Source organism: Nonomuraea sp. NPDC049684, assembly GCF_044465345.1.
Classification (GTDB): Bacteria; Actinomycetota; Actinomycetes; order Streptosporangiales; family Streptosporangiaceae; genus Nonomuraea.
Window position 1 is genome coordinate 105,862 of record NZ_JBITLO010000002.1, and the last position, 13,608, is coordinate 119,469.

Here is a 13,608-nt window from a genome sequence, read left to right on the forward strand (position 1 = left end):
GGCCCGCGGCGGGCCCCGGCACTTCCTGAACTGAAGGGCGCCCATCAATGGCGATCAGCGTCTTCGACCTCTTCAAGATCGGCATCGGACCGTCCAGCTCCCACACGGGCGGCCCGATGGCCGCCGCGCACAAGTTCGCCCGCGGGCTGCACGACGACGGCCTGCTCCCCCGCGTGGCCCGCGTCGAGGTCATCCTGTACGGCTCGCTCGGCCTGACCGGCAAGGGCCACGGCAGCGACAAGGCGGTGCTGCTCGGCCTGTCCGGTGAGAAGCCGGAGCTGGTCGACGTCGACTCCGTCGACGCCCGCCTGGCCGAGATGCGCGCCTCGGGCACGGTCAACCTCTACGGCGAGCGCGAGATCCCCTTCGTCGTGGGCCAGGACCTCGTCTTCGAGCGCAAGATCTCCCTGCCCGAGCACCCCAACGGCATGCGCTTCACCGCCCGCGACGAGCAGGGCGAGACCGTGCGCGAGAAGGTCTACTTCTCCGTCGGCGGCGGCTTCGTCGTGGACGAGAAGGCCACCGGCGCCGACCGCATCAAGCCCGACGACACCGTCCTGCCCTACCCGTTCGCCTCGGGCGAGGAGCTGCTCAAGCACTGCTCGAACACCGGCCTGTCGATCTCCGCCCTGATGCTGGAGAACGAGAAGGCGTTCGGGCGCACCGAGGAGGAGATCCGCGCGGGCATCCTCAACCTGTGGCGGGTGATGTCGGAGTGCGTGCGGCGCGGCATCAGCAAGGAGGGCGTGCTGCCCGGCGGCCTGAAGGTCAAGCGCCGGGCCAACCAGCTCCACCGGCGGCTGCAGGCCGAGTCGGCCGAGAAGGACCCGCTGCAGGCGATGGACTGGGTGGCGCTGTTCGCCCTGGCCGTCAACGAGGAGAACGCCGCGGGCGGCCGCATCGTCACCGCCCCGACCAACGGCGCGGCGGGCATCATCCCGGCCGTGCTGACGTACTACACCAAGTTCGTCCCGAGCGCCGACGACGACGGCGTGGTGCGCTTCCTGCTCACGGCGGCCGCGATCGGCGTGCTGTTCAAGGAGAACGCCTCGATCTCCGGCGCCGAGGTCGGCTGCCAGGGCGAGGTGGGCTCGGCCTGCTCGATGGCCTCGGCCGGCCTGACCGAGGTCATGGGCGGCACCCCCGAGCAGGTGGAGAACGCCGCCGAGATCGGCATCGAGCACAACCTCGGGCTGACCTGCGACCCGATCGGCGGCCTGGTGCAGATCCCGTGCATCGAGCGCAACGCGGTGGCCTCCAACAAGGCCATCACGGCCGCCAGGATCGCCCTGCGCGGCGACGGCCGCCACTACGTGGCGCTGGACAAGGCCATCAAGACCATGCGCGACACCGGCCGCGACATGCTCGACAAGTACAAGGAGACCTCCCGCGGCGGCCTGGCCGTCAACGTCATCGAGTGCTGACCCGCCTCCGAGTGGTACCGTGAAGTTGTACCACTCGGAGGAGGCGACCATGTCCATCACCGCCAGCGAGGCTCGCCGTCGTCTGTTCCCTCTCATCGAAGAGGTCAACGACGACCGCACCGCCGTGGAGATCGTGTCCAAGAGCGGCAGCGCCTACCTGGTGGCCGCAGAGGAGTACGAAGCCCTGCAGGAGACGGCCTACCTGCTGCGTTCCCCGGCCAACGCCCGCCGGCTGATCGAGTCCTGTCAGGAAGCGGTCCAAGGGCGTCATGAGCGGCACGAGCTGCTGGGCGACGAGGCTGCTCGGTGAAGGTGGCGTTCACCAGCCAGGGCTGGGAGGACTACGTCCACTGGCAGACGGCTGACCGGCAGGTGCTCAAGCGCATTGACCGGCTCGTCGAGGATGTCCTGAGCGATCCTTACGAGGGCATCGGCAAGCCCGGGCCCCTCAAGTACGCGTTGGCGGGCGCCTGGTCCCGGCGCATCACCGACGAGCATCGCCTGGTGTACCTGGTCGCACACGACGAGATCGTCGTCCTGCAGGCTCGTTACCACTACGAGTAGAGACGCGGCGGTCCGCCCGGACCCTCCGCGCAGGAGGGGCCGGGCGGGCCGGGGTTCAGGCGGACGAGCGGCAGATGACCGTGGTGGTGTGGCTGTTCACGCAGACCAGGCCGACCGCGGGGCTGAGCGCCCTGGCCAGCAGGCCGGGCAGGTGATCCCCGACGCACTGCATCTGGCCGTCTTCCCCGATCTTGCAGGGGATCAGCGGAAAGCCGTCGCCCGTCGCCGCGTGGGCGGCGGGCGCGGCGAGCGCGAGGGCGAGGGTTGCGGCGGCGAACGCGCCGATGATGCGGTGAATGACGACCTCCCGATCGGGTTCGACGACGAAGGCGCCGAGTCGCGCCTTCTTCCTTCAGCTACGAGCAGCCGGTTGACTGGTCAGCGGCGCTCGGCCGGTTGGCGGCGGACGTGCACGCGGACGACCGCAGGCGTCTCGTCGTCGCGCACCTCGCGGCGGATGCGGCCGACGATGTCCTGGTCGAGCTTGGTCACCACCGCGCCGACGTCCGCGTCGGAGGGGCAGGTCAGGGCGACGCGCAGGCCGTTGTCGGCGACCCGTACGCCCGCCCGGCCCAGGCCGTCCACGCCCTTGAGGCCCACGCACAGCATCGCCGTGCCGGTGCCGCTGGCCGCGCCCCGGCGGCCCCAGCCCAGGCTGAGCAGCAGCCAGCGCACGGCGAGCATGGCCAGGATCAGCATGGCGAAGGCCAGCAGCCACAACGTCCAGGGGTCCGCGGCCAGCGTGCGGGCGAACTCGGCGGGCAGCACCTTGGCGTTGCGCGGCAGGTCGAACAGCAGGCCCCGGCCGCGCAGCCAGCCGTAGCCGCCCACGGCGAGCAGGGCGAGGCCGACCAGGGCCAGGCCGACGCGGTTGCCCGTGTACTGCCGCATCACACGCCCTTCCTGCGCAGCCGGACGACGACCTCGCCGGTGCCGAGCGTGCCGACGCCGGCCAGCCGGTCGCCGACCGCCGTGCCGACCTGCCGGAGCATCGCGCCCGAGCTCTCCGGCCCGGTCACGACGGTGACCTCGATGGTCCGCCGGCGCAGCCGCACCCGGGCCCGGTCCACGCCGTTCACCTTCTGGGCGGCCGCGCGCAGGGTGCGACGCAGCCCGGCGCGGGTGATGCCGATGACGATCAGCGGGTCGGACGTCTCGACCGGGACCGTCCTGGACCGTCCCGGCACGATCGCGAGCAGCAGCATCAGCAGCCCGGCCCCGGCGGTGAGCAGCGCGGCCGAGGAGACCTGCGGCCACGTCCGCGCGCCGGCCAGCTCGACCGCCTCGTCGACCGGGACCCAGCCCAGCGGCTTGCCGAGCAGCGACGTCACCACCTCGGCGGTCGTCGCGCCGAGCACGGCCGCCGAGACGAGCGCGACGAGCGCGCCGGGCAGCGTGCGCGCCGGTCTGAGCGCCCTTCTCGCCCGGCGCAGCCCGGTGTGGTGCTGGGCGGTGATGGCTGCGGGCACCATCTGCTGAAGCGTGGTCATCACAACGACAGACGTACATGGATCCGCGGGGGCCGCGACCGCGCCCTCGCCGCCCGTTTGCCCGATCATTACGGCCGCACCAAGGAAAGTGAACCTCTCCCCCGCTCCGCCAATGAATATGAACCCCACTCATATTCATTCGCCCGATATGCCGTTACCCTGCTGACATGGATGACCGCCGGCGCTACGACCGCGCCACCGCCGCGCTCGAACCGCCCTTCGCGATCCTCGACCTGGCGGCCATGCGGGCCAACGCGGCCGACCTGGTACGCCGCGCCGCCGGCAAGCCGATCCGGGTGGCGAGCAAGTCCGTGCGCAGCCGCCCGGTCCTCGAACGCATCCTGGCCATGGACGGCTTCCGCGGCATCATGGCCTTCACCCTCCCCGAGGCCCTGTGGCTGGCCGGACAGGGCTTCACCGACATCCTGGTCGCCTACCCCACGGCCGACCGGCAGGCGCTGCGCGCCCTGGCCGCCGACCCGCGGGCCGCCGCCGAGATCGCGATCACCGTCGACTCCCGCGAGCAGCTCGACTTCGTCGACAAGGCCGTGTCGGGCGTGCATCCCAGGGCCGAGCTGCGGCTCTCCCTCGACCTGGACGCCGGCTACGTCGCCCTCGGCGGCAGGTTCAGGGCCGGCGCGCTCCGCTCCCCCGTGCGCGAGCCCCACGAGGCCGCCGACCTGGCCACGGCCATCGCCAAGCGCCCGGGGCTGCGCCTGGTGGGGCTCATGGCCTACGAGGCGCAGATCGCCGGGGTGGGCGACGCCCCGCCGGGCAACGCCGCCTTCGCCCGCGTCGTGCGGGTCATGCAGGCCCGCTCGGCCCGCGAGCTGATCCTCCGCCGCGGCCGCGTCGTGAACGCCGTGCGCCAGGTCGCCGACCTGGAGTTCGTCAACGGCGGCGGCACCGGCTCGATCGAGACGACCGTCAGGGAGAAGGCGGTCACGGAGGTCGCCGCCGGATCGGGCTTCTTCCACCCGCGGCTGTTCGACTTCTACCGGCGTTTCACCGGGCGTCCTGCGGCCCTGTTCGCGCTGCCGGTCGTCCGCCGGCCCGGCCCGGACACGGTGACGGTGCTGGGCGGCGGCTACCTCGCCTCCGGCCCTCCCGGGCCGAGCCGGCTGCCGCAGCCGTACCTGCCCGCCGGCCTGCGGTACGCGCAGGACGAGGGCGCGGGCGAGGTGCAGACCCCGCTGCTGGGCCAGGCGGCCCAGGAGCTGCGGGTCGGGGACCGGGTGTGGTTCCGGCACGCCAAGGCGGGCGAGATGTGCGAGCGCTTCGACACCCTCCACCTCGTGGACGGCGACACCCTCGCCGAGTCGGTGCCGACGTACCGGGGCGAGGGCCGGACGTTCCTGTGACGACGGCCCCGGCCCCGGCCCGCGCTCAGCGGCGGCGGCGCCTGCGCCGGAACAGCACGATCGCGGCGCCGACGACCAGCACCGCGCCGACGCCGATGAGCACCGGCGCCAGGTTGGGCTGCTCGTCCTCCCACACCCCTTCGGGCTTGTCGCCGTAGTCGACCGGGCGGGCGGTCACCCCGAGGGCGTCCCCCACGGACGCCACGAAGTGGCCCGCCCGGCTCTTGACATCGGCGACCGTACGCTCGGCGACCCGCTTGGGGCTCACCCGGTCGGCGATGGCGTCGACCGTCTGCGCCAACTCCGCGCGCGTACGCGCGATCCGCCGCTCCAACTCGTCGGGATCGGTGTCAGCCATGGCTCTCCTTTCGACCGTACGCGTGGTCGCGCCCGCTACGTTGTCCGTCGCGAGCTCCGTCCGTTCTGGTCGTGATCAGTCTGTCAGGTCGGCGCGCCGTACGGCACAGCGGCCGGGCCGGTAGGTTTGCCGGAGGAACTCAGGAGGGCCCATGACAGAGACCAAGCTCGCGCCCGGCGACGCCGCGCCCGAGTTCACGCTACCCACCGCCGACGGCGGCGCCGTCTCCCTCGACAGCCTGCGCGGCAAGAGGGTGATCCTCTATTTCTACCCCGCCGCCATGACGCCCGGCTGCACCAAGCAGGCCTGCGACTTCCGCGACAACCTCAGCCAGTTGACCGGCGAGGGTTTCGTCGTCCTCGGCGTGTCGAAGGACAAGCCGGAGAAGCTGGCCAAGTTCGTCGCCCGCGACGCCCTGACCTTCCCCTTGCTGTCGGACCCGGAGCTCGCCGTCCACCAGGCCTACGGCGCGTACGGCCCGAAGAAGCTCTACGGCAAGGAGATGATCGGCGTGATCCGCTCGACGTTCGTCATCGACGCCGACGGCAAGATCGAGCAGGCGCTCTACAACGTGAAGGCCACCGGCCACGTGGCCTCGCTCAAGAAGAAGCTCGGCCTGGCCTGACCCCGGCTCGCGGGCCCCGCCGTCAGGGGCCCGCTGCCAGGGCCCGCCAGTCAGGGACCCGCTGTCAGGGGCCCGCCGTCAGGGGCCTGCGGTCGTCGTGGAAGGCTGCCCGGTCACGGCCGGAGCGCTAAGCTGTTCCCAGCCCGCCTCGGCGGGATCGCGGGCGTGGCGAAATGGCATACGCGGCAGGTTTAGGTCCTGTTGGTGGAGACACTGTGGGGGTTCGAGTCCCCCCGCCCGCACACGCGGCGGCCGCGCGGGCCGCGCCGTCCGGGGGGGCCGGGTCGCGCGGTGCTTCCTCTTCACCGCGCGACCCGCGTCTCGATCATGATCCGCCATCACGATCTCCCTTTACTCGCCCACGAGGGGCGCTCCCGTGTACCACCATGCCTGGTCCTCCGTAAGACCCATGTAAGACCTGGGTCGTACGCGGACTTCCCCCTCCAGGCGGACAAACCCCCGGCCTGGCGTACATATCGTGATGATGTGTTCGGCAGGGTACGGGCGTGGTCGAGGCGCCACGGCGGGCTGGTGAGCGTCCTGCGGGTCGCCCCCCTCGCCGTCTTCAGCTTGCTTCTGGCGATCCCCTACGCCTCGCTCACCCCGGCGCCGGGCAGCCGGTACCTGGGCGTGGCGGGCTACGTCGCGCTCTCGGTGCTGCTGATCGCGCCGCTGCTGTGGCGGCGCAGGCCGCTGGCGGCGTACGCGGTGATCTCGCTGGCCTCCTTCGGGCAGTGGCTGGCCCACGTCGACCCGCTGCCCGCCAACCTCGCGGTCATGGTGGCGCTGTGGACGGTCGCCTCCGAGTGCGCGTTCCGGTGGGCGCTGGCCGCCGGGCTGGTGGCCGAGCTGGGCATCTTCCTGGCGCTGGTGAACTGGTCGGTCGCCACCTTCGGCATGTTCTTCAGCGGCTCGATCTTCGTCGTCACCATCTGGCTGGCCGGCCTGTACGCCAACACCCGCCGCCGCTACCTCGAAGGGCTGGAGGAGCGCGCCGAGCGGGCCGAACGCGAACGCGACCAGCAGGCCAGGATGGCCGCGGCGGCCGAGCGGACGAGGATCGCCAGGGAGTTGCACGACGTGGTGGCGCACAATGTCAGCGTGATGGTGGTGCAGGCCGACGGCGCGGGCTTCGCCCTCGACAGCGATCCCGAGCAGGCCCGGCTGGCCGTACGGAACATCTCCAAGACCGGGCGGGCGGCCCTGGCCGAGATGCGCAGGATGGTCGGCGTGCTGCGCGAGAACGAGGACGACGGCACCGACTACACCCCGCAGCCCGGCCTGGGCCAGCTCGAGGAGCTGGTACGCGGTGCCGGCGTGCCCGCCAGCCTGCGGATCGGCGGCGTGCCCGGCGACCTTCCCGAAGGGCAGCAGCTCGCCGTCTACCGCATCGTCCAGGAGGCGCTGACGAACGCGCTCAAGCACGGCGGCCCGCACGTCCAGGCGCGGGTCGAGATCGACTACGGCGGGCCCGAGCTGGTCGTCCGGGTGACCGACGACGGCCGGGGGGCGGCCGCGCCGCGCAGCCCCGACGGGCACGGCCTGATCGGCATGCGCGAACGCGTCGGCATGTACGGCGGCGCGGTCTCGGCCGGCCCGCTGACCGGCGGCGGCTTCGAGGTGCTGGCCCGCCTCCCGACGGCCAGGGCGGCGTGATGATCAGGGTGATGCTGGTCGACGACCAGGAGCTGCTGCGGGCCGGGTTCCGGATGGTGCTCGGCGCCCAGCCCGACGTCGACGTGGTGGCCGAGGCCGCCGACGGCGTCACGGCCCTGGAGCTGCTGGACCGCGTCGAGGTGGACGTCGTGCTCATGGACGTCCGCATGCCGCGCATGGACGGCGTCGAGGCGACCAGGCGCATCGACGGGCCGAAGGTGCTCATCCTGACCACGTTCGACCTCGACGAGTACGCCCTGGCCGCGATCAAGGCGGGCGCGGCCGGGTTCCTGCTGAAGGACGTGCCGCCCGCCGACCTGGTCAACGCCATCAGGCAGGTGCACGCGGGCGACGCCGTGGTCTCGCCGCGCACGCTGCGCCGGATGCTGGACCGCTTCGCCGCCCAGTTGCCGGTGGAGGAGCTGCCTGCGGCGACCGAGCTGACCCCGCGCGAGCGGGAGGTGCTGCTCATGGTGGCCCGCGGCCTGTCGAACATGGAGATCGCGGGCCGCCTGGAGGTCGCCGAGGCCACGGTGAAGACGCATCTCGGCCGGGTGCTGGCCAAGCTGGGGCTGCGGGACCGGGCCCAGGTGGTCGTGTACGCGTACGAGGCTGGGCTCGTCGTGCCCTCGCATCGGCCGAAAGGCTGACGGGGGTCGTCTGAGGTCCTACACGAAGTCCCTCCTCAGGGCCCACAATTCCTGAAATTTCCACTCCTAACGTTGGTCGCGACGAGAAATTGCGACAAGGAGTGAAAGTGACCCTCACCGAGTCCTGGCGCGCGGCACCGCCCGCGGTGGTGGCCAAGGCCCTGACCAAGGTGTACGGCCAGGGCGACGCCCAGGTCCACGCCCTTCGCGGCGTGGACGTGGCCTTCGCCACCGGCGCCTTCACGGCGATCATGGGCCCTTCCGGCTCCGGGAAGTCCACGCTCATGCACTGCCTGGCCGGCCTGGACACCGCCACCTCGGGCACGGTGCACATCGGCGACGTCGAGCTGACCGGCCTGGCCGACCGGCAGCTCACGCTGCTGCGCCGGGAGCGGATCGGCTTCATCTTCCAGGCGTTCAACCTGCTGCCCACGCTGACCGCCGAGCAGAACATCAGGCTGCCCCTGGACATCGCCGCCCGGCAGGCGGACGAGGAGCTGTTCGCCCGGGTCATCGACACCGTCGGGCTGCGCGACCGGCTCGCGCACCGGCCTACCGAGCTGTCCGGCGGCCAGCAGCAGCGCGTGGCCGTGGCCAGGGCACTGATCAGCAAGCCGCAGGTGATCTTCGCCGACGAGCCCACGGGCAACCTGGACTCGCGCAGCGGCTCGGAGATCCTGTCCTTCCTGCGCACCTCGGTCCGCGAGCTCGGCCAGACCATCGTCATGGTCACCCATGACCCCGTCGCGGCGGCCTACGCCGACCGGGTGGTGTTCCTGCGCGACGGCGAGCTGGTCACCGAGATCACCTCGCCGTCGCCGCAGGCCGTCCTGGACACCCTCGTGAAGCTGGAGGGCTGAGGTGCTGAAGACGGCGCTGGCCGGGCTGCGCGCGCACACGCTCAGGCTGCTGCTCACCTCGCTGGCGATCACGCTCGGGGTGGGCTTCATCGCGGGCACGTTCGTGCTGAACGACACCATCCAGGCAGGCTTCTCCCAGCGCGTCACCGCCGACGCCGACAAGGTGGACGTGGCCGTCCTGCCCAAGGAGCGCGACGACGTGCTGCCGGAGAAGGCCCTGGAACGGGTGCGTGCCCTGGCCGGAGTGACCGAGGCGCAGGGCCTGATCCGCGACCCCGCGCCGCTGCTCGGCAAGGACGGGAGGGCGGTCGGCAGCAGCCCGACCACGGCCCTGTCCATCGTCCCCGGCCCGCTGGACCGCGTCTCGATCGTCGCGGGCACCGGCCCTGGCACCGACGACCAGGCGGCCGTGCTGGACAAGAACACCGCGAAGTCGCAGGGCCTGCGGCTCGGCGACACGATCACCGTGCTCGACCGCAAGCAGGCCCGCCACCAGTTCCGGCTGGTCGGCCTGCTCGACCCGGGGGTGGACCAGGAGCTCTCCTTCACCGGCGCGGTCGGCTTCACCGCGGCCACCGCGCAGCGCATGACCGGCGCCAAGGGCTACCGCGAGATCGACGTCGCCGGCTCGGCCCCCGGGCTGAAGCAGGCCGTGGCCGCGGCCCTCGGCGAGGCGTACGAGGTCAAGTCCGGCGCGGAGCTGGCCGACGACCTGGCGGCCGCGGCCGGGCTGTCGATGCGCACGCTGACCATCGGCCTGCTGCTGTTCGGGGCGGTGGCGATGATGGTGGCCGCGCTGGTCATCTACAACACCTTCACCATCCTGGTCGCCCAGCGCACCCGGGAGATGGCGCTGCTGCGCTGCATCGGCGCGACACGCGGGCAGGTGTTCGGCTCGATCGTGCTGGAATCGATCGCGGTCGGGCTGCTCGCCTCCGCGCTCGGCCTGCTGGCCGGTTACGGGCTGGCGGTGCTCGCGCTGACGCTGCTGGCCGCGTTCGACGCCCCCATGCCCACGGACGCGGCGGTCGCGCTGACGCCGGCCACCATCGGGATCGGCCTGGCCGTCGGCCTGGTGGTCACCCTGTTCGCGGCCCTGCTGCCCGCGCGGGCGGCCACCCGCGTGCCGCCGGTCGCGGCGCTGCGCGCCCAGCCGGAGGAGCAGGACTTCCGCACCGGCCTGCTGCGCTCGGTGTTCGCGGGGCTGTTCCTGCTGGGCGGCGCGGGCCTGACCGCGTTCGGCGTGGCGGGGCTGCCGGCGGGCGAGACGAGCACGCTGTTCGTCGTGATGGCCGGCGGCGCGCTGGTCTTCCTGGCCGTGCTGATCCTCGGGCCGGTGCTGGTCGGGCCGCTGAGCGCGGTGGTGGGCTGGATCCCGGCCAAGCTGTTCGGCGTGCCCGGACGCCTGGCCCTGGACAACTCGGCCCGCAACCCCCGGCGCGCCGCGACCACCACGGTCGCGCTCACCATCGGCGTCACGCTGATGACGCTGATCTCGGTGCTCAGCGCCTCCACCCGGCTGACCGTGTGGAACAAGCTCGACGAGCAGTTCCCGGTCGACTACATGCTGACCGGCCAGGTGCAGGACAGCGGCGTGCCCAGGTCGGTGGCCGAGAAGCTGCGCGGCCGGCCCGAGCTGGCCTCGGTGCTGCAGGTCCGCGAGACACCGGGCAAGGTGGGCGACCGGCGCTTCGACATCGGCACCTACCACGGGACCCTCGCCCCCGAGGTGCTGTCCGGCTCGATGGCGGGCCTGTCGGCCGGGCAGGTCGCGCTGCTCGACTACGCGGCCTCCGCCCTGGGCGTCAAGGTCGGCGACACGGTCACCGTCAGGACCGAGCTGGCCGGGTCCGTGCCGCTGAAGGTGGTCGCCGTCCTGGCCGGGACGAACTCCACCCTGCCGCCGCTCACCGTCGCCGAGCGGCCGTTCGACACCTACTACGACCAGGTGCCCGACGCCCGCGTGATGATCAACATCCGCGACGGCGTCGCGACCGACCAGGCCCGCGAGGTGGTCAGGGCCGCCATCGCGGCCCATCCCACCGTCCAGATGGCCAGCTCGACCGAGGTGCGCGGGCAGTTCGACGAGACCCTGGACATGCTGCTCATGATCGTGACCGGGCTGCTCGGGCTGGCGATCCTGATCTCGCTGCTCGGCATCGCCAACACCCTGTCGTTGTCGGTGCACGAGCGCACCAGGGAGTCGGCGCTGCTGCGGGCGCTCGGGCTGACCCGGCCGCAGCTGCGGCGGATGCTCTCGGTCGAGGCGCTGCTGCTCGGCCTGATCGGGGCGCTGGTCGGCGTGGTGCTCGGCGGCGTGTTCGGCTGGGCCGCGGTACGGGCGATGCTGCCGGGGGCGGTCTTCTCCGCGCCCATCGGGCAGATCGCGCTGTTCGTGGTGCTCTCGGGGCTGGCGGGCGTGCTGGCCGCCGTGGTGCCGGCCCGGCGGGCGGCCAGGGCGTCGATCGTCGGCTCGCTGGCTACGGGGTAATCCCTGATAAAAGCGAATAAAAGCGAAAAATCAGGATAGAGGGTGCGTGCAGGGGCTGCGCGGCCTCATGGGACAGGTGTCGTGGGGGACGCCGAGGCCGCGCGGCCACACACGTGCCGCCGGGCCGGGCCCCCCACGGGAGGTGCGGCCTGGCACGTGTCGCCAGGTCGGGCGTCCCATGGGGGCGGCGCCCGGCCCCGCCGGGTGCGTCACGCGGTCAGCGCGGGGTGCGACCGGGCCACAGCTCGGCGACGGTCTCCGGATCCAGCAGCGGCCGCACCACGACCTCCCCGGACGCCTTGTCGATCACGATGCACGCCCCGCCGATCGTGTCCGGCAGGGTGGTGGGGTCGTCGGGGTCGAGCTCCCGGATCCAGGCGACGTACCCGTCGTGGAAGCCGTACAGGCCCACCGACAGCGGCTCGTCCGGCGGGCGCGTCCCGTTGACGTACTCCTCCGCCAGCGCCCTGGCCTGGTCCATGTTCATCGCGGCCGCCCCTGCCGGTCGAGGATCATGCAGAACACCCCCGTCACCGTCGCGTACGGCGGCTCGACCGACATGTGCCCGCGCTGGGCGTCGATCCAGATCACCTCGCTGCCGGAGTTGACCGCGTTCCAGACGTGCGACCCGCCGCCCGGCCAGCGCACCACGATGACCGCGCTCGCGCCGTGCCCGGCCTCCAGCAGCCGCCGGGCGATCATGGGGTAGGCGTGCCGCCCCTGGCCCGCGTACTGGAACCGCTGTCCCGTCCACCGCTCGATCCGGGCCGCGCCGCCCTTCTCGCCGGTGAGCAGCGGCCGGCCGATCCCGTCGTACTCGGGGAGCCGGGGGGCGGCGGTGGCGGGCTCGCCGTGCCAGGTGGACAGCACGGCCAGGGCGCAGTCGGCGGCGTTGGAGGCCCGGAACGGGTCGTCCGCCGGGCCGCCGCCGTTGATCAGCCGGACCCAGGTGCCACGCGGGTCGGGGAACCGGACGCCGGGCTCCAGCGCCTGCCTCAGCTCCCGTTCCACCTGCGGGTCCGGCTGTGCCAGCCCGCCGGGCAGCCCGTACGGCCGGCTGTCGGCCAGCCTCGGCGGCCGCCGCTCGCCCTCGAACCAGTCGACGGTGGCCCGGTTCCTCGCCCGGTCGATCCGGGCCTCCAGCGGATGCCGTCCGTCCGCGCCGCGGGCCCCGTCACTCTCCCCGAACTCCAGCCGCCGCATCCCGCTGACCGCCGCCCCGAAACCCCGTGTCACCGCGCCCCCGGGCCTCTCCGGCCCACCGCTCCCGCCCCCTGGGAACTCCCCCGCCTCCGGACCGGCCGCGCGCAGGCTCCCCTTGTCCGTACTGACCGCACGCAGGCTTTCCGCCTCCGGGGCGGCTTCCCGCAGGGCGCTCCCGCGGGCCGCGCCTGCCTGCGGGGCGGCTCCGTTCAGGCCGATGTCGGGCGGGGCGGCCGGTGCGGGTGCGGCTCCGTGCGGATCGCGGGCCGCGTGAGCCGTCGTGCGCGACGCCTCCGCCTCCGGGAGCTCCCGGTCGCCGGGCGCGTCAGGACGTCCCTCCGCGTGGCCGGACGTGCCGACGTGCGCCTCCCCGGCGTTCGGCGCCTCTGTGCCGGCCGGCTCACCGCTCGCCGCGTCACCGTCGGAGCCGGACGGCTCGGTGGAAGGCGGCGCAGTGCCGTCCGGCACGCCCGCCGGCAAGCCGGAGCGCGCGTCCTCCCGTCCGTCCGGGAGGGTGGCGGCGAGGCGGTTGAGGGTGTTCAGGCTGAACGTCAGGCCGTACGGCGAATCGGTGCGGGCCGGGGCCGGGCGGGTGGCGAGACCGGTGAGCACGTCCAGAGCGGAGGCCACACCGGGCGCGGGGGCCGCGGCGGGCCGGGGGGACGGATGGGAGGGGGCAGGGGCCTGCGTACGGAGGCCGGGTGGCGGCGGCGGCTCCTCGTCGGGGGCGCTGGAGGCGGCGGGCGTTAAGGGGGCCGAGCCCTCACGGGAGGAGGGGACCTCGGTCGTGGCGGGCGCTTCGCCGGGGACGTCCTCGGCGGCGCGTTCGTAGTCGAGCCACCGGACCCCCTCTCCCACCACCGGGTTGTACTGCCCCTCCGGAAGGACCCCTCGGACGCTCGACTTGCGTTCGCGGACCACGTCCT

14 protein-coding genes and 1 tRNA gene are annotated in these 13,608 nt (G+C 72.9%); 10 read left to right on the plus strand and 5 right to left on the minus strand.

The features are described from left to right. The first annotated feature begins 47 nt into the window (after positions 1–47). Genes ACIBST_RS06210 through ACIBST_RS06220 form a run of 3 tightly spaced genes read left to right on the plus strand, consistent with a single transcriptional unit; the run spans position 48 to position 1,988 of the window. The gene (locus tag ACIBST_RS06210; protein WP_397169560.1) at positions 48–1,424 is read left to right on the plus strand and encodes an L-serine ammonia-lyase; all 1,377 of its coding nucleotides are present in this window, start codon (positions 48–50) and stop codon (positions 1,422–1,424) included. Between the two features lie 49 nt (positions 1,425–1,473). Next, positions 1,474–1,734 carry a type II toxin-antitoxin system Phd/YefM family antitoxin gene (locus ACIBST_RS06215; RefSeq protein ID WP_397169562.1) on the plus strand — a complete coding sequence of 87 codons (261 nt, stop codon included), beginning with the start codon at positions 1,474–1,476 and terminating at the stop codon, positions 1,732–1,734. Continuing rightward, entirely contained in the window at positions 1,731–1,988 is a 258-nt protein-coding gene (locus ACIBST_RS06220) for a Txe/YoeB family addiction module toxin (RefSeq protein ID WP_397169563.1), read from the plus strand. Before ACIBST_RS06215 ends, ACIBST_RS06220 begins: the two co-directional genes overlap by 4 nt. Before the next feature lie 378 nt (positions 1,989–2,366). Here ACIBST_RS06220 and ACIBST_RS06225 read toward each other — a convergent pair whose 3' ends face one another. Together ACIBST_RS06225 and ACIBST_RS06230 are read right to left on the minus strand one after the other, a co-directional pair. Beyond that, the gene (locus ACIBST_RS06225; RefSeq protein WP_397169565.1) at positions 2,367–2,879 is read right to left on the minus strand and encodes a hypothetical protein; all 513 of its coding nucleotides are present in this window, start codon (positions 2,877–2,879) and stop codon (positions 2,367–2,369) included. Further along, the gene (locus ACIBST_RS06230) at positions 2,879–3,460 is read right to left on the minus strand and encodes a DUF6286 domain-containing protein (RefSeq protein ID WP_397169566.1); all 582 of its coding nucleotides are present in this window, start codon (positions 3,458–3,460) and stop codon (positions 2,879–2,881) included. The genes ACIBST_RS06225 and ACIBST_RS06230 overlap by 1 nt, the downstream gene beginning before the upstream one ends. Before the next feature lie 185 nt (positions 3,461–3,645). Between ACIBST_RS06230 and ACIBST_RS06235 the strand changes: the two genes are divergently transcribed. Then, the gene (locus tag ACIBST_RS06235) at positions 3,646–4,839 is read left to right on the plus strand and encodes an amino acid deaminase/aldolase (RefSeq protein ID WP_397169568.1); all 1,194 of its coding nucleotides are present in this window, start codon (positions 3,646–3,648) and stop codon (positions 4,837–4,839) included. 25 nt (positions 4,840–4,864) lie between these two features. Here ACIBST_RS06235 and ACIBST_RS06240 read toward each other — a convergent pair whose 3' ends face one another. Next, the gene (locus ACIBST_RS06240) at positions 4,865–5,197 is read right to left on the minus strand and encodes a DUF3618 domain-containing protein (RefSeq protein ID WP_189648887.1); all 333 of its coding nucleotides are present in this window, start codon (positions 5,195–5,197) and stop codon (positions 4,865–4,867) included. A 151-nt stretch (positions 5,198–5,348) separates the two neighbouring features. Here ACIBST_RS06240 and bcp point away from each other — a divergent pair, with 151 nt between their 5' ends. The 6 genes from bcp (at position 5,349) to ACIBST_RS06270 (ending at position 11,479) form a co-directional block, all read left to right on the plus strand. Next, the gene (gene bcp / locus ACIBST_RS06245) at positions 5,349–5,822 is read left to right on the plus strand and encodes a thioredoxin-dependent thiol peroxidase (protein ID WP_397169570.1); all 474 of its coding nucleotides are present in this window, start codon (positions 5,349–5,351) and stop codon (positions 5,820–5,822) included. A gap of 159 nt (positions 5,823–5,981) precedes the next feature. Beyond that, positions 5,982–6,064 (plus strand) — tRNA-Leu (locus ACIBST_RS06250). A 244-nt stretch (positions 6,065–6,308) separates the two neighbouring features. Beyond that, positions 6,309–7,478 (plus strand): sensor histidine kinase, encoded by a 1,170-nt coding sequence (locus ACIBST_RS06255; protein WP_397169572.1) that lies wholly within the window; start codon positions 6,309–6,311, stop codon positions 7,476–7,478. Beyond that, positions 7,478–8,128, plus strand: coding sequence for a response regulator transcription factor (locus ACIBST_RS06260; RefSeq protein ID WP_397169574.1), 651 nt, complete (start codon positions 7,478–7,480; stop codon positions 8,126–8,128). Before ACIBST_RS06255 ends, ACIBST_RS06260 begins: the two co-directional genes overlap by 1 nt. Before the next feature lie 107 nt (positions 8,129–8,235). Then, entirely contained in the window at positions 8,236–8,988 is a 753-nt protein-coding gene (locus tag ACIBST_RS06265) for an ABC transporter ATP-binding protein (protein ID WP_397169576.1), read from the plus strand. A 1-nt stretch (position 8,989) separates the two neighbouring features. Next, positions 8,990–11,479, plus strand: coding sequence for an ABC transporter permease (locus ACIBST_RS06270; protein ID WP_397169578.1), 2,490 nt, complete (start codon positions 8,990–8,992; stop codon positions 11,477–11,479). A 217-nt stretch (positions 11,480–11,696) separates the two neighbouring features. Here ACIBST_RS06270 and ACIBST_RS06275 read toward each other — a convergent pair whose 3' ends face one another. Together ACIBST_RS06275 and ACIBST_RS06280 are read right to left on the minus strand one after the other, a co-directional pair. Beyond that, a complete protein-coding gene (locus tag ACIBST_RS06275; protein ID WP_352350138.1) occupies positions 11,697–11,966 on the minus strand; it encodes a hypothetical protein in 270 nt (89 codons plus the stop codon). Then, positions 11,963–13,603 carry a toxin glutamine deamidase domain-containing protein gene (locus tag ACIBST_RS06280; RefSeq protein ID WP_397169580.1) on the minus strand — a complete coding sequence of 547 codons (1,641 nt, stop codon included), beginning with the start codon at positions 13,601–13,603 and terminating at the stop codon, positions 11,963–11,965. Before ACIBST_RS06280 ends, ACIBST_RS06275 begins: the two co-directional genes overlap by 4 nt. Positions 13,604–13,608: the final 5 nt, after the last annotated feature.